This window comes from Streptomyces sp. NPDC048483, from assembly GCF_040651455.1.
GTDB lineage: Bacteria > Actinomycetota > Actinomycetes > Streptomycetales > Streptomycetaceae > Streptomyces.
On record NZ_JBEZJZ010000085.1, the window covers coordinates 1 to 24,284 of the forward strand.

The following is a 24,284-nucleotide window of genomic DNA, read 5'->3' on the forward strand; positions in this document are numbered from 1 at the left end:
GGTTGATAGGCCAGATATGGAAGCGCCGTAAGGTGTGGAGTTGACTGGTACTAATAGGCCGAGGGCTTGTCCTCAGTTGCTCGCGTCCACTGTGTGGTTCCCGGGTTGCGAACAGTCGCAATCGCTGGTTGAACCAAGTTTCACTCTTTAACTAAAAAGTGTGCTTGTTCGCTAGAACCCGATAGGGTTTCGGTGGTCATAGCGTTAGGGAAACGCCCGGTTACATTTCGAACCCGGAAGCTAAGCCTTTCCGCGCCGATGGTACTGCAGGGGGGACCCTGTGGGAGAGTAGGACGCCGCCGAACAATCTTTCAAGGACCCTTGGTCCCAGCGTTCAGCTGGGACCAAGGGTCCTTTTTGTTTTGCCCGAAGCGCGCCGAAGTGGTCGGTGCGTGAGAATGAATGCAGTACCGAAGACAGGAGTCACGTCGATGTCCACCAACTCTTCCGACGATCGTTCGGAGCGCCGGCCGCAGCGGCGCGACGGCGGTGACCGCGGTGGTTTCCGGCGTGATGACCGGGGGCCGCGTCGTGACAACGACCGTGGTGGGCGTCCGGCCGGCGGTGGTGGCGGCTATGCAGGCCGTGACAACCGTGGCGGTGAGCAGGGCGGGTTCCGTCGTGATGACCGTCCGTCCGGTGGTGACCGTGGTGGGTATCGCGGTGGCGACCGGCGCGACGACCGCGGTGGTGACCGGGGCGGGTTCCGGCGGGACGACCGTCCGTCCGGTGGTGACCGGGGCGGCTTCCGGGGCGGAGACCGCCGGGACGACCGGCCGCGTGGGCCGCGTCGCGATGATGAGCGCGGTGGCGGTTTCCGGCGTGACGACCGGCGTGACGACCGGGGTGGAGAGCGCGGCGGTGACCGCGGTGGATTCCGTCGTGATGACCGTCCGTCCGGTGGTGACCGTGGTGGGTATCGCGGTGGCGACCGGCGCGACGAACGTGGCGGCGAGCGGGGCGGGTTCCGTAGGGACGACCGTCCGTCCGGTGGTGACCGGGGCGGCTTCCGCGGTGGCGACCGTCGGGATGACCGGGGTGGCGAGCGCGGTGGATTCCGTCGTGATGACCGTCCCTCCGGTGGTGACCGTGGCGGGTTCCGCAGGGACGATCGGCGCGATGACCGGCGGGACGACCGTGGTGGGTTCCGTCGGGATGACCGTCCGTCGGGCGGTGACCGTGGTGGGTTCCGTCGGGATGACCGTCCGTCGGGCGGTGACCGTGGTGGGTTCCGGCGGGACGAGCGTCCGTCCGGTGGTGACCGTGGTGGGTTCCGGCGGGACGAGCGTCCGTCCGGTGGTGACCGTGGTGGGTTCCGGCGGGATGACCGTCCCTCTGGCGGTGACCGTGGTGGGTTCCGTAGGGACGACCGTCCCTCCGGTGGTGACCGCGGCGGGTTCCGGCGCGATGACCGGCGGGATGAACGTGGCGGCGAGCGGGGCGGGTTCCGGCGGGATGACCGTCCGTCCGGTGGCGACCGTGGTGGGTTCCGTAGGGACGACCGGGGGCCGCGTCGGGATGACCGTGGTGGGTTCCGGCGGGACGATGAGCGGGGGCGTCGGCCGTACGGTGCGGGGCGCGGGCGGGACGACCGGCGTGATGACCGGCGTGACCGGGACCGGGAGCCGATCAAGCGGCTGCCGATTCCGGAGGATGTCACCGGTGACGAGATCGACAAGGACGTGCGGCAGGAGCTGCTGAGCCTGCCGAAGACGCTTGCCGAGGATGTTGCCAAGAACCTGGTGATGGTCGCGAAGCTGCTGGACGAGGAGCCGGAGAAGGCATACGGGTACTCGCGGGTGGCGCTGCGGCTGGCGTCGAGGGTTGCGGCCGTGCGGGAGGCCGCGGGCTTTGCGGCGTACGCGGTCGGTAAGTACAGCGAGGCGCTGGGGGAGTTCCGGGCGGCGCGGCGGATGACCGGCGGCGTCGAGCTGTGGCCCGTCATGGCGGACTGCGAGCGGGGGATGGGCCGGCCGGAGAAGGCGCTGGCGATGGCCGGTGAGCCCGAGGTGCAGCGGCTGGACCGGGCTGGGCAGGTCGAGATGCGGCTGGTCGCGGCGGGTGCCCGTCGGGACATGGGGCAGGCGGACGCGGCGGTGGTGACGCTGCAGAGCCCCGAGCTGGCGTCGAACGCCGTGCACCCGTGGACCGCGCGGCTGCGGTACGCGTACGCGGACGCGCTGCTGGAGGTCGGGCGCGAGGACGAGGCGCGTGACTGGTTCGCCAAGGCGCTCGAGTCCGATCAGGCCGGCGCCACGGATGCCTCGGACCGGCTGGCGGAACTGGACGGTGTGCAGTTCACGGATGCGCTGGAGAATGGCGAGGACATCGGTGAGGACGAGCTCGATGAGGACGCCAAGCCCGATGAGGGCGATGGTGGTGAGCGGTCCGAGAAGGGCTGAGTAGAGAAGCGGTGAGGTTGAAGGGCGGGACCCCGGGTGGGGTCCCGCCCTTCGGCGTTTGGCGGGTGTCAGGGGGCGTACGGGGCGATGGGGTTGCGGAGGGTGCCGATCAGCTGGAGGGCGCCTGCCGGGTCCTGGAGGTCGACCATCTGCTGGTTGTTGCGCAGCTGGAGGCGGTTGAGGCAGGAGAGGGCGAACTCGTCGGTGAAGAGGTCGTAGGCGGAGAATTTGGCCGCCAGGTGGGGGTGGGATGCCTGGTAGGCGGTGATGCAGTCGGCGACCGTACGCCAGAAGGTCTCCTCGGTGAGGACGCCGTGGTCGGCGAGGGTGCCGGACAGGAAGCGGAAGAAGCAGTCGAAGACGTCCGTGAAGACGGAGAGGAGCTTTTTGTCCTCGGGGACGTCGGCGCGGATGCGTTCGACGGCGGGCGGCAGGACCGCACCGGGGTCCATGACGGCGATTTCTTCGGCGATGTCCTTGAAGATCGCTCGGGTCACCGTGCCGTCCTCGAGGACGAGGATGACGTTCTCGCCGTGCGGCATGAAGACCAGGTCGTAGGCGTAGAAGGCGTGGAGGACGGGGGTGAGGTAGACGTCGAGATAGCGGCGGAGCCAGGTGGCGGGTTCCAGGCCGGATTCCTCGATGAGGGCGGCGGCGAGGGAGGCGCCGTCGCGGTCGGTGTGCAGGAGGGACGCCATGGTGGCGAGGCGCTGACCGGGCTCCAGGGTGGGGACGGGGCTTTCGCGCCACAGGGCGGCGAGCATTTTCCGGTAGGGGGAGTCCTTGCTGGTGGCGGCCTCGTACTGGCGGTGGTGATAGCCGATGGCGGCGCGTTCGCGGATGATCGAGAAGCGGGCGGCCTGGAAGGTGCCGTCGGCGGCGATCAGGCGGGCGAGCCAGTCGTTGATGGCGGGGGTGGCCTCCATATAGGCGGCGGACAGGCCGCGCATGAAGCCCATGTTGAGGACGGAGAGGGCCGTCTTCACGTAGTGCTTGGTGGGGGTCGTGGTGTTGAAGAAGGTACGGATGGACTGCTGGGCGAGGTAGTCGTCGTCGCCGGGGCCGAGGCACACCAGGCGCTGCTGGGCGATCTCGGCGGCGAAGGTGACGGAGAGCTTGTTCCACCACTGCCAGGGGTGGGTGGGGAACAGGTAGTAGTCGGCGGGGTCGAGGCCGAGGTCGGTGAGGGTGGTGGTGAAGCGGGTGCGGGTGGCTTCGTCGAGCTCGGTGTGGAGGAGGGTGTCGTAGTCGAGGTCCGTGCCGGCGGTGAAGGTGGCGTGGTCGCGGTGGGCGGCCAGCCAGAGGAGCCGGATGGGGGCGGCGGCTTCGGGGGCGTAGGCGTGGTACTCGTGGATGCCGAAGCCGAGGCGGCCGTTGTTGGCGACGAAGCAGGGGTGGCCCTCGGTCATGCCGGTCTCGATGGACTGGAAGCCGGAGGTGGCGAGTTCGCGGGCGGTGGGCCGGCCGGCGGCCAGTTTGTACGCCGTACCGGAGAGGGTGGAGCTGATTTCCTCCAGGTAGACGGGGAGGACCGACGGGCTCAGGCCCAGCGTTTCGCGGAGTTCGATGAAGAACCCCAGGGCGTCCAGGGGGAGTTCGGTGTGATCGCGGTGGCGGGTGATGCTGTCCGCGTCGATCTGCCAGTGGTCCAGGGACTGTCTGCGGGCGGCGAAGCGGTACTCGGTGGTCTCGTCGTCGCTGCGGATGACGTAGTGGCCGTCCGGGGGGAGCCGCTTGGGGGTGAGCAGGCGCTCATGGGCGAACTCGGCCAGGGCCTTGCGGATCAGGAGGCGGTTGGCGTGGGCCCACAGGGAGGGGGTGAGGTGGGCGACGGCGTCCTGGGCGGCGGGCCGGGTGCCGGCGGTCATCGGTTCTCTCCTCGGGTGGCCAGGAACTGGTCGCGGGTGCAGGTGCTGAGGTGGGCGTCTTTGGAGGGGAGGGCGACGGTGCGGACGACCTCGAAGCCGACGGCCTTGTTGAGGGCGTGGACGGCGGTGTTGCGGGCGTCCGGTTCGACGACCACGCGGCGGGTGGCCGGGTCGGCGAAGAGCATCTCCATGACGGTGGTGATCACGGCGCGGGTGAAGCCGTGCAGGGGGGCGGCGGTGGGGGCCGTGAGGAAGTGCATGCCGATGTCGCCGGGTTCGGCGGTGTGGATGCCGACGAGTTCGCGGTGTGCGGGGTCGTAGCGCTCCATCAGGAAGGCCGGGGTGCCGTTGTGCAGGCCGAGGAAGGCGTCGTGGAAGGGGTCGGCGGCGATGCGCGTGAATTCCTTCTCGACGGCGGCGAGGTCGTGGTCCTGCATCAGCCAGAAGACGGCTTTGGGGTGGGTGACCCAGGTGTGGAGCAGCGGGGCGTCGGCGGCGGGGTCCACGGGCCGCAGGGAGAAGTCCCCCAGTGTGGCGTCGGTGCGGGTGAAGAGGGGGGCGGTCATGCTGCGGGGATCTCCATGGGGTGGTGCGGGCCGGCCGGGGCGGCGAACTCCTGGAAGGCGATGGCCTTTTCGACCGGGTAGTACTCGCGGCCGAGCAGCTCGCGGATGATGCAGGAGTTGCGGTATGCGGCCATGCCGAGGTCCGGGGTGACGAAGCCATGGGTGTGCAGCTCGGCGTTCTGCACATAGATGCCGTGGCCGGTGGTGTCGATGCTGTAGTTGCGGGCCACGTCGTAGCGGCCGGCGTCGTCCCAGGCGATCCGGTCGCGGACGGGGGTGAGGAAGTCCGGTACGCGGTAGCGGTAGCCGGTGGCGAGGATCAGGCCCTGGGTGGCGAGGGTGAAGTCCTGGCCCTGTTCCTCCTGGCGCAGGCCGAGCGTGTAGGTGCCGCTCGTCCCGTCGTAACTCGCCCGGTTGAGCGCGGTGTTGGTGAGGAGGCGGGTGGGGACGGGGCCCGCGAGGTTCTTTTGGTAGAGGAGGTCGAAGATGTCGTTGATGAGCTCGGAGTCGATGCCCTTGTAGAGGTGTTTCTGGGTGGCGTTGAGGCGGTCGCGGGTGGTCTGCGGGAGGGCGTGGAAGTAGTCCACGTACTCCGGTGAGGTCATCTCGAGCGTGAGCTTGGTGTATTCGAGGGGGAAGAAGCGGGGGGAGCGGGTGGCCCAGGTCAGGTGGTAGCCGTGGCTGTCGATGTCCTGGAGGAGGTCGTAGTAGATCTCGGCCGCGCTCTGGCCGCTGCCGACGATGGTGACGGAGTCCTTGGCCTGCAGGGCGGCCTTGGCGTCCAGGTAGCCGGCGTTGTGCAGGAGGTCGCCGCCCAGGCCCTGGCAGGCGTCGGGGAGGTGCGGCGGGGTGCCGGTGCCGAGGACGAGTTTGCGGGCGCGGAAGGTGCGGCGGTCGCCGGTGGGGAGGTGGTCGGCGTGGACGACGTACAGCTCTTCGCGCTCGTCGTACTCGACGGTGGTGACCTGGTGGCCGAAGCGGACGGAGTCGAGTTTGCCGGCCGCCCAGCGGCAGTAGTCGTTGAACTCGGCCCGTAGGGGATAGAAGCTCTCGCGGATGTAGAAGGAGTACATCCGGCCCGATTCCTTGAGGTAGTTGAGGAAGGAGAAGGGCGAGGTGGGGTCGGCGAGGGTGACCAGGTCGGCCAGGAAGGGCACCTGGAGGTGGCTGCTGTCGAGCATCATGCCGGGGTGCCAGTCGAAGGCCGGCTTGTTGTCGAGGAACAGGCCGTTGAGTTCGCTGACGGGTGCGGTCAGGCAGGCCAGGCCGAGATTGAAGGGGCCGAGGCCGATGGCGATGAAGTCGTACGGGGCGGCGTGCGCGGTGGTGGTCGGGTCGGCGCACGGGGTGAGGTAACGGGACGAATCGGAAGGGGCGGACACAGAGGTCTCCGAGGGAGGTGGGCGGGGGGCGGGTCAGCGCGCGCTGAGCGCCGGCTGGGGCTGCTCGGCCAGGTAACTGCCGGCGTGCTCGGCGATCAGGTCGAGGACGGTGGCGATGTCCTCGAGCGTGGTCTCCGGGTTGAGCAGGGTGAACTTCAGGTAGTGGCGGCCGTCCACCGTGGTGCCCGCGACGATGGCCTCGCCGGAGGCGAACAGGGCGTCCCGGGCGTGCAGGTTGACCTGGTCGCGGAGCTCGGGGTCCTGGTCGGTGCCGGGGACGTACCGGAAGACCAGGGTGCTGAGCTGGGGCTCGACGACGACCTCGAAGCGGGGGTCGTCGTAGAGGAGCTTCCAGGCGTCGGCGGCGCGGTCGATGACCTCGTCGAAGAGTTCGCCGACGGCTTGCGCGCCCATGATGCGCAGGGTGAGCCAGAGTTTGAGGGCGTCGAAGCGGCGGGTGGTCTGGATCGACTTGTCGACCTGGTTGGGGATGCGTCGCTCCGCCATCCGGCGCGGGTTGAGGTAGTCGGCGTGGTAGGTGACATGGCGCAGGGTGGCGCGGTCGCGGACCAGGACGGCGCTCGAACTGACCGGCTGGAAGAAGGACTTGTGGTAGTCGACGGTCACCGAGTCGGCCCGTTCGATGCCGTCGAGCAGCTCGCGGCGGCGGGAGACCAGCAGGCCGCAGCCGTATGCGGCGTCGACATGCATCCAGGCGCCGTATTGCGCGCACAGGTCGGCGGTCTCGGGCAGCGGGTCGATGGAGCCGAAGTCGGTGGTGCCGGCGGTGGCGACGACCGCCATGGGGATCAGGCCGTCGCGCCGGCAGCGCTCCAGTTCCGCGGCCAGGTCGGCGGTGCGCATGCGCTTGTGCTCGTCGGCCGGGACGGCGATGACGGCTTCGGCGCCCATGCCGAGCAGGGTGGCCGACTTACGGATGCTGAAGTGGCTGCATGCGGAGGTGAGGATGCGCAGCCGGGGCAGGATGTCGGTGAGCCGGGCGCCGGTGGATGGGGGTCCCGCCTGTTCGAGCGGAGTCGAGAACTCGGCGGAGTTCTCGCGGGTCATCTCCCGGCGGCAGGCCTCGTCGCGGGCGAGCAGCATGGCCTGGAGGTTGGACTGGCTGCCGCCGCTGGTGAAGATGCCGTCGGCCTGCGGGCCGAGGCCGATCCGTTGGGCCGTCCAGTCGATCAGGCGGCGCTCGATGAGGGTGCCGCCGGCGCTCTGGTCCCAGGTGTCCAGGGAGGAGTTGACGGCGGCGAGGACGGCCTCGCCGACCAGCGCGGGGATCACCACGGGGCAGTTGAGGTGCGCGAGATAGCGCGGGTGGTGGAAGTAGACGGCGTCGCGGAGGTAGACCTCTTCGAGTTCGTCGAGCGCGGCGGCGGGGTCGTACAGCGGCGCCTCGAGGTCGACGGCGGCCACGGTGGGGGTGAGGCCGTCGACGGAGATTCCGGTGAACGGGCGGTCCGTGGCGGCGATTTTGGCGCTGATGCGGGCGACGGATGCGGTGACGGTGTCGCGGTAGCGGGCGGCCGTGGCGTTGTTGAGCAGGTGGGTCCTGCTGTCGGCCGGTTCGGCGACGGCCACGGGGGCGTCGGCCGGTTCGGCGGGGGATATGGCGGCCGGTGCGATGGCTCGTATGCCGGCCGGGTCCTCGGCAAAAGGCGCGAGGAGGCTCATGAAGGTGTCCTCCCTGATACGGACTTGACCACGTCCTGCGCAGGCGGAGGGGTGCGCAGGGGTGGGCAAACCCACCCGGGCGACGTAGTGAGGTAAGCCTAACCTAACTAGTCACTCGGATGGGTGCGGGGTGCCGTCCAGGGGACCGGATCCCGGTGGGTTCAGTTCTCGCCGTCGTCCAGCGTGCGCAGGACGAGCCCGGTGGCGGGCTTGGGGCCGAAGGACGTGGACTTGCGGGGCATCGTCACGCCGTACCGCGCGAGTTGACGGACCGTGTCCTCGGAGGTCGCACGCATCAGGACGGCCGTGCCGCCGTTCCGGGCGGCCTGTGCGACGGCGGCCTCGGCGTGATGCAGATAGCCGATGTCCGACGGATGGTCGGGAATGCGCCAGACCTCGTCCAGGAGGACGGAGTGCAGCACGGTGGCATCCAGCCTCCGCCATGCCTCGGGGCGGTCGGGGCGGATCGTACGGTCGAGCAGATCGGCATCGGGACGGTCCAGGAGGTGGAAGGAGTCCGGCCCGCCGGCCAGGACGAAGGCGTTGCCGGGCGTCTCCTCCAGCGCTTCCAGGGCGGCGGACAGGTCGCCCGGCAGCCGGCGGGCACGGAACGCGCCGGTCACGCCCGCCAGCGCCTTGCTCAGCGGCAGATGCGGCAGGACGCGGTGGATCGCCCGGACCTGGAGCGGATAGCGGGCGGTGTCGACCAGCAGCACCAGGCCGGACGCCCAGGGGGACGCCGAAGTGGCGCCCGGCTGCTGCTCGTACAGCCGCTGGTACGTCGCCCAGCGGTGGTGGCCGTCGGCGATCAGCGCCTCCCGTTGGGCGAGATCGTCGTTGATGGCGGCCAGGTCGGCGGGGTCGCTCACGGCCCACAGACGGTGCGCGAAGCCGTCCTCCGTGGTGGTGGCCAGCAGCGGGGCGGACTGCACGGTGCGCTCGATCACGGCGGTGGCGCCGGTGGCCGTACCCCGGCCGCGGTAGGAGAGCAGCAACGGCTCGAAATTGGCGGCCGCCTCGCGCATCAGCGCGGCCCGGTCCTCGACCACCTCGGGGATGACGTCCTCGTGCGGCAGCACCGGCCCGTCCAGGCGCAGCGCGCCGATCAGCCCGCGCTGGAGCACCTCGCCGCTGCGCTGCTCGTACACATACAGGGCGGGCCTCTCGTCCGGCCGCAGGACGCCTTCCGCGCGCCAGCGGCGCAGCGTGTCGGCGGCCTGGCGGTGGCGGGCGGCAGGGTCGGGGGCGTGCGGGAGGATCAGCCGGACGATGTTGTACGGGTCCGCGGTCTCCAGTTCGCGTACGCCGTCCGGCCGGACCACGACGTCGTACGGCGGGGAGGTGACAGCGGTCAGGCTGCTGACCCGGTCCGGGGCATAGCGCAGTCCACGGAACGGGAGGAGGCGAAGGCCGTCGGTGCTGGTCATTGAAGAATGCTATGCCGATTGCGCGATGAGGGAAGATCGGGGTACAGCCCGCCTCTGGCCGGAAATATCGGCTGGAATGCCGGTGGGTGCGGGACGGAGCACGGACCCGGAGCGCAGGCGCCGGCAGGCGCATCGGACACTGGGGGGACGACGCGTGGAGCCAGGAGCGAGACGGCATGAACGAGCAGATTCGCAGGCAGCCCGACGGGTGCGAGCGCGCGCTGAGTGAGGCGTACGACACCGCGCTGCTGGATCTGGACGGGGTCGTCTACGCCGGCGGGGACGCCATCGAGCACGCCGTGGAGTCGCTGACGGCGGCGCGGGACGGCGGGATGCACCTGGCGTATGTGACCAATAACGCCGCCCGTACCCCGCAGGCGGTGGCCGATCAGCTCAGCGGCTTCGGGCTGCCGACCGGGCCGGACGATGTGATCACCTCGGCGCAGGCGGTGGCGCGGCTGATCTCGGAGCAGGTACCGCCGGGCGCGCGGGTGCTGGCCGTCGGGGGCGAGGGGCTGCGGGTGGCGCTGCGCGAGCGCGGGCTGGAGCCCGTCGATTCGGCGGACGACGGCCCGGCGGCCGTGGTGCAGGGCTTTGACCCGACGCTGGACTGGGCGCGGCTGGCGGAGGCGGCGTATGCGGTGCAGCGCGGGGTGCCGTGGTTCGCGTCCAACACCGATCTGACCATCCCCAAGGAGCGCGGGATCGCCCCCGGCAACGGCGCGTTGGTGGAGATCGTACGGATCGCCGCGGGCGGCACACCGCAGGTGGCCGGCAAACCGCAGCCGCCGATGCACCGCGAGACCGTGCTGCGGACCGGGGCGCAGCGGCCGCTGGTGATCGGCGACCGGCTCGATACGGACATCGAGGGCGCCTGCAACGGCGGGGTGGACTCGCTGCTGGTGCTCACCGGCGTCACCACGGCCGCGGAGCTGCTGGCCGCGCCGCCGCAGCACCGGCCGACGTATGTGGACGCCGATCTGCGCGGTGTGCTGGAGCCGCAGTCTCCGGTGACCCCGGACGACGGCGGCTTCCGGTGCGGCGGCTGGCGGGCCGGGGCGGCCGGTGACGCGCTCGTCCTGGAGGGCGACGGTGCGCCGCTGGACGGGCTGCGGGCGCTGTGCGCGGCGGCCTGGACGGCGGCGGGGGACGGCAGTTGCGGGGCGGACGCGGGGAAGGCGCTGGCGCGGATCGGGATGTGAGGGTGAGGGGCCCCGCCCCGTGCGGGGCCCGTGCCGAGGGCCGCTCAGTCCTCGTCGGAGGCGGGGGCCGTGCCCGCCGTCAGCTCCGCGATCAGGTCCTCCTCGGTGGCGCCGCGCCGCCAGTAGCCGGTGAACTTCACGGCCCTGCGGTCGATTCCGCGCTCCCGTACGAGATGCCGGCGGACCGCCTTGACGGTTCCGGCCTCGCCGGCGATCCAGGAGTACGGGGTGCCCTCGGGCAGCTCCGCGGCGCGCAGCGCGGCCGGCACCGGCCCGAGCGAGGCGGCGTCCGGTCCGTGGTGCGCGGCGTCCGCGCCGTCCCGGACGAGCCAGGTGATGTCGGCGTCGGCGAAGGTGGGCAGCGGCTGCCGGTCGTCCTCGTGGGCGATCTCGATCCAGACCTTGGCCCGGGTGCCGGGGGACAGCCAGGCCAGGATGCCGGCGATCGCGGGCAGCGCCGTCTCGTCGCCGGTGAGCAGGATCCAGTCGGTGCCGGGCGGTGGCCGGAAGTCGACGCCGCCGTTGTCCTCGACGGCGGGGGCGAGGACGGTCAGCCGGCCGCCGGGCCGGGCGGCGGCGGCCCATCGCGAGGCGGGGCCGCCTCCCGGATTCCCGTCGTGCCCGGCACCGTGGAGCGCGAAGTCCACGTCGAACTCCCGTGGCTGATGGCGCTGTTCGCGGATCGTGTACGAGCGCATCACCGGGCGCTCGGCCGGGTCCTGCGCCCGCCACGCGGTGTACCAGCCGTCCCCGGTGTCGTGGAAGACCGGCCGGGCCTGGTGGGGCTGCGGGAGGAAGAGCTTGAAGCGCTGGTCGCGACCGCCGGACGCCAGCTCGTCCAGCCGGTCGCCGCCGAAGGTGATGCGGACCACGGAGGTGCTCACCCGCAGGGCGCGGACGACATGGACATCGAAGAAGCGGAAGGGCGCGGTGGCGGGAGCGGCGGTCGTGGTCATGTCGGGGACCTTCCGTAGGGGTGGTGGGGGGTGGTGCGGCCGCGGTGGCCCCGTACCGGCGTTCCACCGCGGCCGTTGCGTCAGCTGACCTTCTTGGCGCCCTCGATGGCCTTGGTGAGCGACTCGAGCAGCGGCGCCGCGCCCGCGTACGAGAAGCGCGGCTCGCTCGACCAGGCGGTGACCTGGCCGGCCTTGACGGCGGGCAGCTTGGCCCAGGAGGGCTTGGCGGCCAGGTCCTTGGGCTGGAGGGTGGCGGTCCGGTTGTCCAGCAGGAGGACATCGGCCGGGTACTTGTCGGCGTTCTCCCAGCTCAGGCTCTCGAAGTAGCCGCTCTTGTCCAGGTGGTCGGGGACGATCAGGTCGACGCCGAGAGACTTGAAGTACATGAGGTCGGCGTTGATGCCGGGGTTGGAGGCGTAGAAGAGGTCGGGGCTGCCGGAGCAGGCGAGCACCTTGACGGGGTGCGCCTTGGCGGCCTTGCGCAGTGCCTCGGCGGCCTTGTGGAAGCGGGCCTTGGCGTCGGCGACCTTCTTGGCCTTGAGGTCGGCGCCGAGTGACTGCGCCAGCTCCGCGTACCGCTCGATGATCTTGATGAGCGGGACGCGCGCGGAGGTGATGGCGACGGACTCGGCCAGCTTGGTGATCTTGTCCTTGCTCTCGTGCGGTACGAACCACAGATCGCCCGGCTCGTACATGTTGGTGATCAGCAGATCGGGGGCCAGGCCCGCGTACTTCTCGACATTGAACTGGTCGTAGGCGTTGCCGATGATGGTGACCTTGTTGATGTCGAGGTCACCGGCCTGCGGGTCGGGCTTTCCGTTCTTGAGCCGGGTGGGCCCGAAGACGCCGGCTATCTGGTCGTCGATCCCGAAGTCGTGCAGCGCGGCCGCGGTGCCGGTGAAGGCGACGATGCGCTGCGGGGTGCTCTTGAGGGAGACCTTCTTCCTGCGGTCGTCGGTGAAGGACCACGGGCCGCCCCTGCCGCCGCCGTTGGCGCTCCCTGAGCCCTTGTCGCCGCCGCATGCGGCGAGCAGGGCGCCGATGCCGACGGCGCCGCCCGCGGCCAGGATTCCGCGGCGGGAGACGGTTACGCTTCGGGGGGTGCTCATGTGGGTGCGCTTCTCTCTGGGCGGGGGTGGGGCGGGCCCTCAAGGCCGGTAAATGTGAGGGTAGGCTAACCTAACTTCTGTGTTGGTTGACAGTCCCCCCGAAGCCGAATCACCCGCCCATGTGACAACGGCCCCGGCCCAGGCGGCGCCGCGGCGCCGGCGGCTCACGCGCTCCGCGGGGCTGGCCGCCTCCGTGGCCGTACTGGCCGTCATCACCGTCCTCGGCATCGCCGTCGGCGCCAAACAGATACCCCTCGACCAGGTGTGGCACGGCCTCTTCCACTACTCCGGCTCCGCCACCGACGTCGTCGTCCGCGATGTGCGGCTGCCTCGTACCCTCCTCGGCGTCATCGTCGGCACCGCGCTGGGCCTGGCCGGCACGGTCATGCAGGCGCTGACCCGAAATCCCCTCGCCGACCCCGGAGTTCTCGGCATCAACGCCGGCGCATCGGCCGCGGTCGTCTCCGCCATCAGCTTCTTCGGCGTCACCTCGCTGACCGGCTATGTGTGGTTCGCCTTCCTCGGCGCCGCGGTGGTCTCCGCCGCCGTGTACGTCCTCGGCGGCACCCGCAGTGCCACGCCTGTACGGCTCGCCCTGGCCGGCACCGCGCTCACCGCCGTCCTGACCGGCTACCTCAACGCCGTCAACCTCATGGACACCGCGGCGCTGGACAAAATGCGCTTCTGGACGGTCGGTTCGCTGGCCGCCGCCACCATGCCGACGGTCACCGGGATCGCGCCGTTCCTGGCGGTCGGCGCCGTCCTCGCGCTGCTGCTCGCCCGGCCGCTGAACGCCATCGCGCTCGGCGACGACCAGGCGCGCGCCCTGGGCGCCAAGCTGACCCGCACCCGCGTCCTGGCGATGGTCGCGGTCACCCTGCTGTGCGGCGGGGCGACCGCGGTGTGCGGGCCGATCGTCTATGTCGGCCTGATGGTTCCGCATGCCGTACGCGCCCTCACCGGTCCCGACCTGCGCTGGATCCTGCCGTACTCCGCGGTGCTCTCGCCGGTCCTGCTGCTCGGCGCGGACATCCTCGGCCGGGTGCTGGCCCGGCCGGGCGAACTGCAGGCCGGCATCGTCACGGCCGTCGTCGGCGGCCCGGTCTTCATCTACCTCGTACGGCGTCGAAGGATGGCCCAGCTGTGAACTCGGCTGTGACGCCCGTGCGGCCCGAGGAGGGCACGCGGCGAAAGACGGCCGGAGCGCGGCGCGTGCGGTCCGTACGGACCAAGGGCGGGCTCTCGCTGCGCCTGGACGTACGGGCCGTGGTCGTCTGCCTCGTACTGACGGCCCTTGCGCTGGCCGCCGCGATCGCGCTGATCGGCTCCGGCGACTACCCGATGACACCGGCCGAGGTGCTCGGCACGCTCACCGGCGGCGGCAACCCCGGCCAGGAGTTCATCGTCCAGGACCTGCGGCTGCCGCGCGTCCTGGTGGGGCTGCTGGTCGGCGCCGCCTTCGGGATCTCCGGCGCGGTCTTCCAGGCCGTCTCCCGCAACCCGCTCGGCAGCCCCGATGTGCTGGGCTTCGCCCAGGGCTCGTCCGTCGGTGCGCTGGTCGTCATCGTCTTCTTCCAGGGCGGGACCTTCGCGGTCGCCGCCGGGTCCGTCGTCGGCGGCGTGGCCACCGGTATCGCCATCTTCCTGCTCGCCTGGAAGCGCGGCATCCAGGGCTACCGCTTCGTGCTCGTCGGCATCGGGGCCAGTGCCATGCTCTACGCGGTGGTGCTCTACCTCCTGACGAAGGCGAACATCGTCGAGGCGACCCGGGCCACCACCTGGATGAACGGCTCCCTCAACGGCCGGGACTGGGACCAGGTCGGGCCGCTCGCCGCCGCCTGCGCCGTACTCCTGCCGCTGCTGCTGCTCTGCGGACGCCCGCTGCGGATGCTGGAGATGGGCGACGACGCGGCGTATGCGCTCGGGGTGCGGGTCGACCGGATCCGGCTCGTGACGCTGCTGGGCGCGGTGCTGCTCTTCGCCTCCGCCGCCGCCGCGGCCGGGCCCATCTCCTTCGTGGCCCTGACCGCACCCCCGCTCGCCCGGCGGCTCACGCGCTCACCCGGCCCCAATCTGCTGCCCGCCGCCCTGATGGGCGCCGCGCTGCTGGTCGCCGCCGACTGGTCCTCGCAGCGGCTCTTCGGCGCCGATCAGCTGCCGGTGGGCGTCCTGACCAGCATCCTTGGCGGTGGCTATCTGCTGTGGCTGCTGGCGACCGAGCGGCGGGCGGGACGGATGTGAGCGGGGACGGATGTGAGTGGGGGCGGACGTGAGCCGGTGACGGACGTGAGCCGGGGGCCGTCGACGGCCCGGAACCGGTCCGGCGGACGCCGGACCACAGCAGTGATCACCACAATCCCAGGAGCCTTGCAGTGAGCCGTCTCGCGGCCGAGAACGTCACCCTCGCCTACGACCAGCGGGTCATCGCCGAGAACCTCTCGGTCACCATTCCCGACCACTCCTTCACGGTCATCGTCGGCCCCAACGCCTGCGGCAAGTCCACGCTGCTGCGCGCCCTGTCGCGGATGCTCAGGCCCAGCGCGGGAGCGGTCCTGCTGGACGGGTCGGCGATCTCCTCGCTGCCGGCCAAGAAGGTCGCCCGGACGCTCGGGCTGCTGCCGCAGACGTCCATCGCACCGGACGGGATCACCGTCGCGGACCTGGTGGCGCGCGGCCGTTACCCGCACCAGGGCCTGCTGCGGCAGTGGTCGGCCGAGGACGAGCGGATCGTCCGGGAGTCGATGGCGGCCACCGGCGTCGGCGAACTGGCTGAGCGCTATGTCGACGAACTCTCCGGCGGGCAGCGCCAACGCGTCTGGATCGCCATGGCGCTGGCCCAGCAGACGCCGTTGTTCCTCCTGGACGAGCCGACGACATACCTGGACATTCAGCATCAGATCGAGGTGCTGGACCTGTGCGCGGAGCTGCACGAGGAGCAGGGACGCACCCTGGTCGCCGTGCTGCACGACCTCAACCACGCCGCCCGCTACGCCACCCACCTCATCGCCATGAAGGACGGAGCCGTCATCGCCGAGGGCGCGCCGTCCGACATCGTCACGGCGGAGCTGGTGGAGCGGGTCTTCGGGCTGTCCTGCCAGGTCATCGACGATCCGGAGACCGCGACCCCGCTGGTGGTCCCGGCGGCGCGCAGGCCCCGTAAGGCGGCGGCCGCCAGGGCTACAGCAGCGTCCTGAGACGCAGCAGGTCGCGCAGGCCCGCTTCCAGCTTGACTCGGCCGCTGCCCCAGGCCCTGGCGAAGTTGAGCCGGCCGTCCACCATCGCCACCAGATCGTCGCCGGTCATCGCGAGGCGGATCTCGGCCTTGTACGGCGGCGGGCCCGGGACGTGGGTGACGTCCTTGATGGTGCCGTCGGCCAGCCGCCCGAGGAACGTCACGTCCAGGTCGGTGATGCGGCAGCTGAGCGAGCGGTCGAGGGCGGCGGCGCTGCGCACGTCGCCGTCCGCCGTGGTCATGTTCTGGGCCAGCCGGTCGAGCGCGGCGCGGCACTGGTCGAGGGTTGCCATCGTGGGCGACGATACGCCAGGTCGCGAGCGGCTCGTTCGCCGCCGGCACCCTCGGCCAAGGTAGCGTCTGGGGTATGGAAGAGCCGACGTCCGGCCAGGGGCCGGAGGCAGCCGCGGGGGACGCGACCGAAGAGCCCCTGGGGTCTGCCGTGCCGCAGCCGCTCGGGGTTGCCGTCACGCCCACCGGGGACGCGGCGGTCGACGCCCAGCTGCGGCGTCTCGCCGATGCCGATCACCTCCCCGCAAGCGGCCACCTCGAGGTGTACGAGGATGTGCACCGCGGGCTGCGTGATGCGCTGGCCGCTCTCGACCAGCGCCCGGGGCCGCCCGCACCGTCCTCGACCACGTACGACAACAGGAGCTGAACCACAGGTGGCAGGAGTGGCACGACGCCGACTCGACGCGGAGCTGGTGCGCCGCAAGCTGGCCCGCTCGCGGGAGCACGCGAGCCAGCTGATCGCCGCCGGACGGGTGACCGTCGGCGGGACCACCGCGACCAAGGCCGCCACCCAGGTGGAGACCGCCGCGGCCGTCGTCGTACGCGAGGACGCCGGCGACCCCGACTACGTCTCGCGCGGCGGCCACAAGCTGGCCGGCGCGTTCGCCGCCTTCGTCCCGCAAGGCCTGCAGATCAAGGGCCGTCGGGCGCTGGACGCCGGCGCCTCGACCGGCGGCTTCACCGATGTCCTGCTGCGCGCCGGGGCCGGGCACGTGGTCGCCGTCGACGTCGGTTACGGACAGCTCGCCTGGTCGCTGCAGAGCGACGACCGGGTCACCGTGAAGGACCGGACGAACGTACGGGAGTTGACGCTCGAGCAGATCGACGCGCAGCCGGTCGACCTCATCGTCGGCGATCTCTCCTTCATCCCCCTCGGCCTGGTCCTGCCCGCGCTCGTTGCCTGCGCGGCCCCCGACGCCGACCTCGTCCTGATGGTCAAGCCGCAGTTCGAGGTGGGCAAGGAGCGGCTGGGCAGCGGCGGGGTGGTGCGCAGCGCGGAGCTGCGGGTCGAGGCGGTGCGCGGCGTCGCGGCCCGCGCCGCCGAACTGGGGCTCGGCGTAGTTGGCGTGACTGCGAGCCCGCTGCCCGGACCTTCCGGGAATGTCGAGTACTTTCTGTGGCTGCGCGCCGGGGCGCCAGCACTCGACCCGGCGGATGTCGACCGTGCAGTGGCGGAGGGGCCTCGTTGACCACAACCAAGGCAGTTGAAGGCAGCGCAGCACACGAACACAGCGGCGCGAAGCGGACGGTTTTCCTGCTCGCGCACACCGGCCGCCCCGCGGCCATCCGCAGCGCCGAACTCGTCGTCCAGGGGCTGCTGCGCAGCGGCATCGGCGTACGGGTCCTGGCGGAGGAGGCCGCGGATCTGCCGCTGCCGCCGGAGGTCCAGCGCGTCGAGTCCGAGCAGTGCGCTGCCGAGGGCTGCGAACTGCTGGTGGTCCTCGGCGGTGACGGGACGCTGCTGCGCGGAGCGGACTTCGCCCGGACGTCCGGGGTGCCGATGCTCGGCGTCAACCTCGGCCGGGTCGGCTTCCTGGCGGAGGCCGAACGCGACGATCTCGACAAGGTGGTCGACCGGGTCGTCACCCGCGCGTACGAGGTCGAGGAGCGGATGACCCTCGATGTGCTGGTACGCAACAACGGCAGCGTCGTGCACACCGACTGGGCGCTGAACGAGGCGTCCGTGGAGAAGGCCGCGCGGGAGCGGATGCTCGAGGTTGTCACCGAGGTCGACGGCCGGCCCGTCTCGCGCTTCGGCGGTGACGGCGTGGTCTGCGCGACCCCCACCGGCTCGACGGCCTATGCCTTCTCGGCGGGCGGCCCGGTGGTCTGGCCCGAGGTCGAGGCCCTGCTGATGGTCCCGATCAGCGCCCATGCCCTGTTCGCCAAGCCGCTGGTCACCTCCCCGCGTTCGGTGCTGGCGGTCGAGGTCCAGCCCAAGACCCCGCACGGCGTGCTGTGGTGCGACGGCCGTCGCAGCGTCGAACTCCCCGCGGGCGCCCGCGTGGAGGTCCGCCGCGGCGCCGTGCCCGTACGCCTGGCGCGGCTGCATCATGCCTCCTTCACCGATCGTCTGGTGGCCAAGTTCGCCCTGCCGGTGGCCGGGTGGCGGGGGGCGCCGCACTAGGGCCGTACGGCCCCGGGCGAAGGGCGGCCCAGGAGTGCGCGGGCGCGGGTGAGTGCGGAGTCGCGGCGGGTCTTCAGCTCCTCGTCGGTGAAGACGGGGGTGCGGAGGCCCGGAGGAATGCCGGGGCCGTCGAAGGTGTGGCCGTCGGCGGTCAGGAATTCCTCGTTGGGGAGGCCGAAGCTCCAGCCGTTCGGGAGGGTGCGGTCCAGGACGTCGGAGAACACGCCCTGGGTGTTCTGCCCGATCCGGGTGGCCGAGGGGGAGCGGCCCATCAGTGACTGGGTGAAGGTCTCGCCCGCGCTGATCGTCAGCGGCCCGGTGAGGACCGTCAGCGGGCCGGTGTGGACGGGGCCCCGGTGCGGGTGAATCCGGATCGGCTGGGGCCGGGTGAACTTCCCCGGGTCGGACGGGTTGTTGCGCGCCCGCTTGGTGTACGCGAGATACGGACGGTCGGTGAGCCGGGAGGCGATCCGCAGGCCGAGCGGGTCCGCGCCGCCGCCGTTGAGCCGGACATCGACGATGAGGCCGCGCAGGGCTGTCGGGCCGTGCGTACGGGCCTTGGTGAACACGGAGTTCAGGGCGCGGTCGAGTACGGCGACATCGCCGGCGTAGTCGCCCTTCTCGGTGTAGTCGGTGAACTGGGTGATGCGGAAGTAGCCGATGCGGCCGGGGAGATCGGCGTAGGAGAGCTTGCCGTCCGCCCAGTGGCGCTGAGTGACCCCCGGCCCGAGATGCGCCGCGATGGCGGTGGCGATCCGGGCGGTGGATTCGGGGGTGGGCAGGACCGTGCCGGGGCGTTTGCCGGCGTAGTGCCGGTCGGGGCCGGCGTCGATGCTGGTGTGCGCGTCGTGCAGCGGCTCGATCATCGTGCGCAGCACCGCGAAGAGTTCGCCGTCGGTGGTCCTTGCCGTGATGCGGGGACGGTAGCGGTCGCGGACCGCCGTCCAGTCGATCTTCTTCGCGCGGAAGAAGGGGTAGTTCTCGGCGTAGGTCTGCCAGAGGACGTCGAACACCGCGCGCGGGTCGTGGGACGGGCGCTCGGCGCACCGGGCGGGCAGGCCGTGGATGCGGTGCAGGGTGCGCCGGCCGGCATTGTCCTCGAAGGTCAGGCCGGCGCGGGCGGGACCGGCCGGTGACACGGCGACGGGGGCGGCGTCGGGGACCGTGAAGCGGCTGCGGCCGTGTGCGTCGGGGGCGCCCGCGCGGGTGCCGGTGACGGAGCCGGGCAGGCAGCTGAGGGCGGTGGTCTCGTACGTCCGCAGGCTGCGGCCCTTGATGGCGACCAGGGTGCCGTAGCCGTCCGTCCGCCAGACGCCCTCGAGGGAGCCGGCCGGTGCCGGGGTCCCCGCCGTGCCACGGGCGTGGTTGTCCGAGCCCCTCGCGCGGGACGGTTTGGCCGGGGCGCCGCACGCCGCGGTGGTGGCGAGGGCGGTCAGGACGGTCAAGGTCGTCAGGAGCAGCGGTGCCCGGCCGGGGCGGCGGGAGCGGCGGCGCGCGGCGCTGATCGGGAGGACGCCTTTCGCGGGGACGTCGTTCGTGTGCACGAGGACACCATTCCCTTTCCGGAGGTCATCTTTCCTTTCCTGGCATTACTCAGCGTGATGGATCAGTGCGGACCCGCACCATGAGGTATCCCTCCGGGTTCGGGTGGGGTTTTCCGCAAGGCGCGGGCAGCGGAGCGCAGGAGTCGGGGGGAGGCCGTCGCGGGGCCACCCCCGGACCTCGTAAGGTCGTATCCGTGTTGGAGGAGATGCGGATCCGGTCCCTGGGTGTCATTGACGATGCCGTTGTCGAGCTGTCCCCGGGCTTCACGGCGGTGACCGGCGAGACGGGCGCGGGCAAGACCATGGTCGTCACCAGCCTCGGCCTGCTGCTCGGCGGGCGCGCGGACCCCGCCCTGGTGCGGATCGGCGCCAAGTCGGCGGTCGTCGAGGGCCGGGTCACCATCGGCCCCAAGGCGCCGGCGGCCGTACGGGCCGAGGAGGCGGGCGCCGAGCTGGACGACGGCGCGCTGCTGATCAGCCGTACCCTCTCCGCCGAGGGCCGCTCGCGCGCGCATCTCGGCGGCCGGTCGGTCCCGGTCGGCCTGCTGGGGGAGTTGGCGGACGACCTGGTCGCCGTGCACGGCCAGACCGACCAGCAGGGCCTGCTGCGCCCGGCCCGGCAGCGCCAGGCGCTGGACCGGTACGCCGGGGACGCGGTCGCCGTCCCGCTCGCCAAGTACACCTCCGCCCACAAGCGGCTGCGGGCCGTCGCCACCGAGCTGGAGGAGCTGACCACCCGCGCCCGCGAACGCTCCCAGGAGGCGGATCTGCTGCGCTTCGGCCTGGAGGAGATCGCCGCCGCCGAGCCGCAGCCGGGCGAGGACACCGAGCTTGCCGCCGAGGCCGAGCGGCTGGGCCACGCCGAGGCGCTGGCCTCCGCCGCGACCGCCGCGCACGCCGCGCTGGCCGGCAACCCCGAGGACCCCGAGGGCATCGACGGCACCACCCTGGTCGCCGGCGCCCACCGCGCGCTGGACTCGGTACGCAGCCACGACCAGGAGCTGTCCGCGCTGGCCGACCGGCTCGGCGAGATCGGCATCCTGATGGGGGATGTGGCGGGCGAGCTGGCCAGTTACGCGGACGGCCTGGACGCCGACCCGCTGCGGCTCGCCGCCGTCGAGGAGCGCCGCGCCGCCCTGAACCACCTGACGCGCAAGTACGGCCAGGACATCGCGGGCGTCCTGGCCTGGGCCGAGGAGAGCGCCGCACGCCTTTCCGAACTGGACGGCGACGACGACCGGATCGGCGAGCTGACCGCCGAGCGGGACGCGCTCCGGGCCGAACTGGGCGACCTGGCACAGGCGTTGACGGACGCCCGGACGGCCTCCGCCAAGCGTTTTGCCGACGCGGTGACCGCCGAGCTCGCCGAACTTGCCATGCCGCACGCCCGGGTGAGCGTGCAGATCCGGCAGACGGAGGTGGCCGACGAGACCGACGGCATCGAGGTCGGCGGCCGCGCGGTGGCCTACGGCCCGGCCGGCGCCGACGAGGTCGAGCTCCTCCTCGCCCCGCACCCGGGCACCCCGCCCCGCCCCATTGCCAAGGGGGCGTCCGGCGGTGAGCTCTCCCGGGTGATGCTCGCCGTCGAGGTGGTCTTCGCCGGGTCCGACCCCGTACCGACCTACCTCTTCGACGAGGTCGACGCCGGTGTCGGCGGCAAGGCGGCCGTCGAGGTCGGCCGGCGGCTCGCCCGGCTCGCCAGGTCGGCCCAGGTCGTGGTCGTCACGCACCTTCCGCAGGTCGCGGCGTTCGCGGACCGGCAGCTCCTGGTGGAGAAGACCCACGACGGGTCGGTCACCAGGAGCGGGGTCACCGTCCTGGAGGGCGAGGAGCGGGTCCGCGAGCTCTCCCGGATGCTGGCCGGTCAGGAAGACTCCGAAACGGCTCGGGCGCACGCCGAGGAACTGCTGGAGACGGCGCGCACAAGCCGCTAGGCGGGCGGCCTTACGGGGCGTCGGCGCCGTGCACCCGTAACCCGGCGCGCCCCGCCATAACACCCCTCACCGCCCATTCGGGACAGGCGGCGTCATCCCAGGTCAGAGCCGGAGCCGGACGAGTCCGGGAACCGCTCTCCCCCTAGGGTGGCGGGAGTTGAGCCCGGCACGGGGCCGGGCGAGGGGAGTGACATGGTGGCGGCGGCAGGCGGCAAGGTGCTGGGCAGGATCGCGGCGATGCTCGGGGCGGCGGGGGCGACCCGGGCCGCGTACGGGGCGCTGCGGAACCGTCCGCCAGGCGGCGCCGTCCTGTGGGACCGGAAGAATTACGCGGGCCGGACCGTCAGCCTGCACGCCGGGCTCGCGGCGGCCACCGGCACCGCGCTCGCCGCCGCCACCGCACCGGGGCTGTCCGCCCGCACCCGGAGTGCCACGGCCCTTGCGGTGCTGGCCGCCGGGGGCTGTGGGGCGTACGACGACGTCTTCGGCGCCGACGACACCCGGCGCGGATTCCGGGCGCACCTGGCGGCGCTCCGCCAGGGCGAGGTCACCACCGGGGCGGTGAAACTCTTCGGCATCGGTGCCGCCGGGCTCGCCGCCGGTGCCCTCCTCAAGCCGCGCCCGGCCGACAAGCTGCTGGCGGGCGTGGTGATCGCGGGCTCGGCCCACCTGGTGAACCTCCTGGACGTCCGGCCGGGCCGGGCGCCCGGTGCCGTCCTGGCCATCGGTGCGCCGGGGCTGCTGCGCCGGGGCGAGGCCGGGACGCTGTCCGCCGCGCCCATGGGGGCCGCGGCCGCGGTCGTCGGCGACGACCTCGCCGAGCGCACCATGCTCGGCGACGCCGGGGCGCACGCGCTTGGCGCGGCCCTCGGGCTCGCCATCGTCGCCGGAAACGGACGCAAGGGGCTGGCCGCGCACGCCGCGGGGCTGGTGGCCGCCGCGGCGGCGGGTGACCGCGTCAGCCGGGCGGTCGCCGCGATCTGAGGCGCACCGGCCGCCGCCCGGCGCGCACCGGGGCGCCGGGCTCTGTCCCGTATGTCACCGGATCCGCCCCAAACGGCGAATTCCGGCCGGTTGTTGAGCCCCGCACCGCCGGGTGAGCGAGTGGTTTGTCGCCCATGTGGGTGATCCCGTGGCGCCGAGGGTGAGACATCCCACCGCAACGGCGTCCCCATGGTGCGGAACCGGGGCCGCGGGGCTGGCATCCTGGGCGCGGTGCGCGGGACCGGGCGCGCTTGCCCCGTCCGCCCGGTCGGCCCCGCCCGGTCGGGGGACGTCTCGCTCGCCACCGGCAGCGTGCCGCAGCGCCTTGTAGTACTCGGACCCCACCACCGGTACGGTCCGTACCGTCCCCGACCCAGGAGCCCCGACCAACGTGACCAGCACCCCGACCTCGTCGCACGGGCAGTCGCCGCTGCGCACGGTCCAGGTGCTCGGGCACGGCAGCGCCGGTAGCGCGGCACATGTCCGCTCGCTGGCCGAAGGGCTGGTCGCCCGCGGGGTACGGGTCACCGTCTGCGCCACCCCCGACGCCGAGCAGACCTACGGCTTCACCGCCGCGGGCGCGCGGTTCGTGCAGGTCGGACCGCGGATGGACCCGGCGGGTGTGGCCTCGCTGCGGAGCGCCTGCTGGGACGCCGACCTGGTGCACGCGCACGGACTGCGGGCCGGGATGCGTGCCGCGACGGCACTGCGCGGGCTGCGCAGTCCCCGGGGCGCGCGCGTCCCCCTGGTCATCACCTGGCACACCAAGGCGCACACCGAGGGCGCGCGGGCCGGGCTCGTGCATCTGATGGAACGGCGGGTGGCCCGGGCCGCCGCCGTCGTCCTGGGGGCCTGTTCCGACCTGGTGGACCGGGCGCGCCGGCGGGGCGCGCGCGATGCCCGCTTGGCGCCGGTCGCGATCCCGCACCCCCGGCCCGGCGGCGGACCGGCCGAGCCCGAGGATCATGACCGGATGCGGCGCAAGGAGCGGGCCGAACTGGGCGCGGTGGACCGGCCGTTGCTGCTCGCCGTCGGCCGCCTCGAAGCGCACCAGGGCCATGATCTGCTGCTGGACGCGGCGCACGCATGGTGCGCGCTGGACCCGCAGCCGCTGCTCGCCATCGCGGGCGAGGGCGAACTGCGGGCCGCGCTCCAGCGGCGTATCGACACCGAGCGGCTGCCCGTCCAGCTGCTGGGCCGACGCGACGATGTGCCCGAACTCCTGGCCGCCGCGGACCTGGTGGTGCTGCCCAGCCGCTGGGAAGCGCGGTCCCTGATCGCCCAGGAGGCGCTGCGGGCCGGCGTCCCGTTGGTCGCCACCGACACCGGGGGCACCCGCGAACTGGTCGGCCCGGCCGCGGAACTCGTCCGTTACGGGGATGCCGCCGCCCTGGCGCGCAGCGTCCTCGGCCTCCTCGCCGACCCCGTACGCCGCGATGCGCTGGCCGAGACCGGCCGCGTCCAGGCGGCCGGCTGGCCGAGCGAGGACGACACGGTCGCGCAGGTCCTGAGCGTCTACGACGAGCTGACCGGGCCGCTGCCGGCAGTCTGAGCCCGCGGGCCCGGCCGGCCCGGA

General features: G+C 72.3%; 20 protein-coding genes, 1 rRNA gene and 1 pseudogene. 13 read left to right on the forward strand and 9 right to left on the reverse strand.

The features are described from left to right. Positions 1-188: 188 nt before the first annotated feature. The 3 genes and pseudogenes from rrf (at position 189) to AB0D04_RS31520 (ending at position 2,402) form a co-directional block, all read left to right on the forward strand. Positions 189-305: ribosomal RNA gene (rrf, locus tag AB0D04_RS31510) — 5S ribosomal RNA — on the forward strand. 93 nt (positions 306-398) lie between these two features. Continuing rightward, positions 399-1,334: pseudogene (locus AB0D04_RS31515) on the forward strand (hypothetical protein); the annotation flags it as partial. Positions 1,335-1,682: 348 nt separating this feature from the next. Beyond that, positions 1,683-2,402 carry a hypothetical protein gene (locus AB0D04_RS31520; RefSeq protein ID WP_362710267.1) on the forward strand — a complete coding sequence of 240 codons (720 nt, stop codon included), beginning with the start codon at positions 1,683-1,685 and terminating at the stop codon, positions 2,400-2,402. Positions 2,403-2,470: 68 nt separating this feature from the next. Here AB0D04_RS31520 and AB0D04_RS31525 read toward each other — a convergent pair whose 3' ends face one another. The 5 genes from AB0D04_RS31525 to AB0D04_RS31545 form a co-directional block, all read right to left on the reverse strand. Beyond that, positions 2,471-4,270: an IucA/IucC family siderophore biosynthesis protein gene (locus AB0D04_RS31525; RefSeq protein WP_362710208.1), complete on the reverse strand. Its 1,800-nt coding sequence runs from the start codon at positions 4,268-4,270 to the stop codon at positions 2,471-2,473. Then, positions 4,267-4,836 (reverse strand): GNAT family N-acetyltransferase, encoded by a 570-nt coding sequence (locus AB0D04_RS31530; RefSeq protein WP_362710210.1) that lies wholly within the window; start codon positions 4,834-4,836, stop codon positions 4,267-4,269. Before AB0D04_RS31530 ends, AB0D04_RS31525 begins: the two co-directional genes overlap by 4 nt. Beyond that, entirely contained in the window at positions 4,833-6,134 is a 1,302-nt protein-coding gene (locus tag AB0D04_RS31535) for a lysine N(6)-hydroxylase/L-ornithine N(5)-oxygenase family protein (protein ID WP_362710270.1), read from the reverse strand. The genes AB0D04_RS31530 and AB0D04_RS31535 overlap by 4 nt, the downstream gene beginning before the upstream one ends. Positions 6,135-6,251: 117 nt before the next feature. After that, positions 6,252-7,901: an aspartate aminotransferase family protein gene (locus AB0D04_RS31540; protein WP_362710212.1), complete on the reverse strand. Its 1,650-nt coding sequence runs from the start codon at positions 7,899-7,901 to the stop codon at positions 6,252-6,254. Positions 7,902-8,062: 161 nt separating this feature from the next. Beyond that, positions 8,063-9,328, reverse strand: a complete 1,266-nt coding sequence (locus AB0D04_RS31545) for a DUF1015 domain-containing protein (RefSeq protein ID WP_362710215.1) — start codon at positions 9,326-9,328, stop codon at positions 8,063-8,065. Positions 9,329-9,504: 176 nt separating this feature from the next. Between AB0D04_RS31545 and AB0D04_RS31550 the strand changes: the two genes are divergently transcribed. After that, entirely contained in the window at positions 9,505-10,530 is a 1,026-nt protein-coding gene (locus AB0D04_RS31550) for an HAD-IIA family hydrolase (RefSeq protein WP_362710217.1), read from the forward strand. Between the two features lie 44 nt (positions 10,531-10,574). On the opposite strand, the gene AB0D04_RS31555 is transcribed toward AB0D04_RS31550, so the two are convergent. Both AB0D04_RS31555 and AB0D04_RS31560 read right to left on the reverse strand, forming a co-directional pair. Next, positions 10,575-11,486, reverse strand: coding sequence for a siderophore-interacting protein (locus AB0D04_RS31555; RefSeq protein WP_362710220.1), 912 nt, complete (start codon positions 11,484-11,486; stop codon positions 10,575-10,577). Between the two features lie 80 nt (positions 11,487-11,566). Beyond that, positions 11,567-12,595, reverse strand: a complete 1,029-nt coding sequence (locus tag AB0D04_RS31560; RefSeq protein WP_362710222.1) for an ABC transporter substrate-binding protein — start codon at positions 12,593-12,595, stop codon at positions 11,567-11,569. A 121-nt stretch (positions 12,596-12,716) separates the two neighbouring features. On the opposite strand from AB0D04_RS31560, the gene AB0D04_RS31565 reads away from it, so the two are divergent. From AB0D04_RS31565 to AB0D04_RS31575, 3 genes are all read left to right on the forward strand, one after another. After that, on the forward strand, positions 12,717-13,742 hold the full coding sequence (locus AB0D04_RS31565) for an iron chelate uptake ABC transporter family permease subunit (RefSeq protein ID WP_362710272.1): 1,026 nt from the start codon (positions 12,717-12,719) through the stop codon (positions 13,740-13,742). A 17-nt stretch (positions 13,743-13,759) separates the two neighbouring features. Beyond that, complete coding sequence (locus AB0D04_RS31570) at positions 13,760-14,836, forward strand: iron chelate uptake ABC transporter family permease subunit (protein ID WP_362710275.1); 1,077 nt, start codon at positions 13,760-13,762, stop codon at positions 14,834-14,836. A 131-nt stretch (positions 14,837-14,967) separates the two neighbouring features. Continuing rightward, positions 14,968-15,789, forward strand: a complete 822-nt coding sequence (locus AB0D04_RS31575) for an ABC transporter ATP-binding protein (protein WP_362710224.1) — start codon at positions 14,968-14,970, stop codon at positions 15,787-15,789. Here the strand turns inward: AB0D04_RS31575 and AB0D04_RS31580 are convergent. Further along, positions 15,773-16,120, reverse strand: a complete 348-nt coding sequence (locus AB0D04_RS31580; RefSeq protein ID WP_362710226.1) for a sterol-binding protein — start codon at positions 16,118-16,120, stop codon at positions 15,773-15,775. The genes AB0D04_RS31575 and AB0D04_RS31580 overlap by 17 nt on opposite strands. A 74-nt stretch (positions 16,121-16,194) precedes the next feature. On the opposite strand from AB0D04_RS31580, the gene AB0D04_RS31585 reads away from it, so the two are divergent. Genes AB0D04_RS31585 through AB0D04_RS31595 form a run of 3 tightly spaced genes read left to right on the forward strand, consistent with a single transcriptional unit; the run spans position 16,195 to position 18,246 of the window. Continuing rightward, complete coding sequence (locus tag AB0D04_RS31585; protein WP_362710229.1) at positions 16,195-16,485, forward strand: hypothetical protein; 291 nt, start codon at positions 16,195-16,197, stop codon at positions 16,483-16,485. Between the two features lie 7 nt (positions 16,486-16,492). Then, on the forward strand, positions 16,493-17,308 hold the full coding sequence (locus AB0D04_RS31590; protein WP_362710231.1) for a TlyA family RNA methyltransferase: 816 nt from the start codon (positions 16,493-16,495) through the stop codon (positions 17,306-17,308). Further along, positions 17,305-18,246: an NAD kinase gene (locus AB0D04_RS31595; protein WP_362710234.1), complete on the forward strand. Its 942-nt coding sequence runs from the start codon at positions 17,305-17,307 to the stop codon at positions 18,244-18,246. Before AB0D04_RS31590 ends, AB0D04_RS31595 begins: the two co-directional genes overlap by 4 nt. On the opposite strand, the gene AB0D04_RS31600 is transcribed toward AB0D04_RS31595, so the two are convergent. Further along, positions 18,243-19,790, reverse strand: a complete 1,548-nt coding sequence (locus AB0D04_RS31600; protein ID WP_362710237.1) for a S41 family peptidase — start codon at positions 19,788-19,790, stop codon at positions 18,243-18,245. The genes AB0D04_RS31595 and AB0D04_RS31600 overlap by 4 nt on opposite strands. 206 nt (positions 19,791-19,996) lie before the next feature. On the opposite strand from AB0D04_RS31600, the gene recN reads away from it, so the two are divergent. The 3 genes from recN to AB0D04_RS31615 all read left to right on the forward strand — a co-directional run bounded on the left by recN (position 19,997) and on the right by AB0D04_RS31615 (position 24,260). Continuing rightward, a complete protein-coding gene (gene recN, locus AB0D04_RS31605) occupies positions 19,997-21,724 on the forward strand; it encodes a DNA repair protein RecN (RefSeq protein WP_362710278.1) in 1,728 nt (575 codons plus the stop codon). A 192-nt stretch (positions 21,725-21,916) separates the two neighbouring features. Then, positions 21,917-22,708 carry a hypothetical protein gene (locus AB0D04_RS31610; RefSeq protein ID WP_362710239.1) on the forward strand — a complete coding sequence of 264 codons (792 nt, stop codon included), beginning with the start codon at positions 21,917-21,919 and terminating at the stop codon, positions 22,706-22,708. Between the two features lie 391 nt (positions 22,709-23,099). Continuing rightward, a complete protein-coding gene (locus AB0D04_RS31615; RefSeq protein ID WP_362710242.1) occupies positions 23,100-24,260 on the forward strand; it encodes a glycosyltransferase family 4 protein in 1,161 nt (386 codons plus the stop codon). Positions 24,261-24,284: the final 24 nt, after the last annotated feature.

Bases quoted from the DNA above. Each gene is read 5' to 3' on its own strand.
- AB0D04_RS31525 (WP_362710208.1), bottom strand. From the start codon at position 4,270: ATGACCGCCGGCACCCGGCCCGCCGCCCAGGACGCCGTCGCCCACCTC.
- AB0D04_RS31530 (WP_362710210.1), bottom strand. From the start codon at position 4,836: ATGACCGCCCCCCTCTTCACCCGCACCGACGCCACACTGGGGGACTTC.
- AB0D04_RS31540 (WP_362710212.1), bottom strand. From the start codon at position 7,901: ATGAGCCTCCTCGCGCCTTTTGCCGAGGACCCGGCCGGCATACGAGCC.
- AB0D04_RS31545 (WP_362710215.1), bottom strand. From the start codon at position 9,328: ATGACCAGCACCGACGGCCTTCGCCTCCTCCCGTTCCGTGGACTGCGC.
- AB0D04_RS31550 (WP_362710217.1), top strand. From the start codon at position 9,505: ATGAACGAGCAGATTCGCAGGCAGCCCGACGGGTGCGAGCGCGCGCTG.
- AB0D04_RS31555 (WP_362710220.1), bottom strand. From the start codon at position 11,486: ATGACCACGACCGCCGCTCCCGCCACCGCGCCCTTCCGCTTCTTCGAT.
- AB0D04_RS31560 (WP_362710222.1), bottom strand. From the start codon at position 12,595: ATGAGCACCCCCCGAAGCGTAACCGTCTCCCGCCGCGGAATCCTGGCC.
- AB0D04_RS31580 (WP_362710226.1), bottom strand. From the start codon at position 16,120: ATGGCAACCCTCGACCAGTGCCGCGCCGCGCTCGACCGGCTGGCCCAG.
- AB0D04_RS31585 (WP_362710229.1), top strand. From the start codon at position 16,195: ATGGAAGAGCCGACGTCCGGCCAGGGGCCGGAGGCAGCCGCGGGGGAC.
- recN (WP_362710278.1), top strand. From the start codon at position 19,997: ATGCGGATCCGGTCCCTGGGTGTCATTGACGATGCCGTTGTCGAGCTG.
- AB0D04_RS31610 (WP_362710239.1), top strand. From the start codon at position 21,917: ATGGTGGCGGCGGCAGGCGGCAAGGTGCTGGGCAGGATCGCGGCGATG.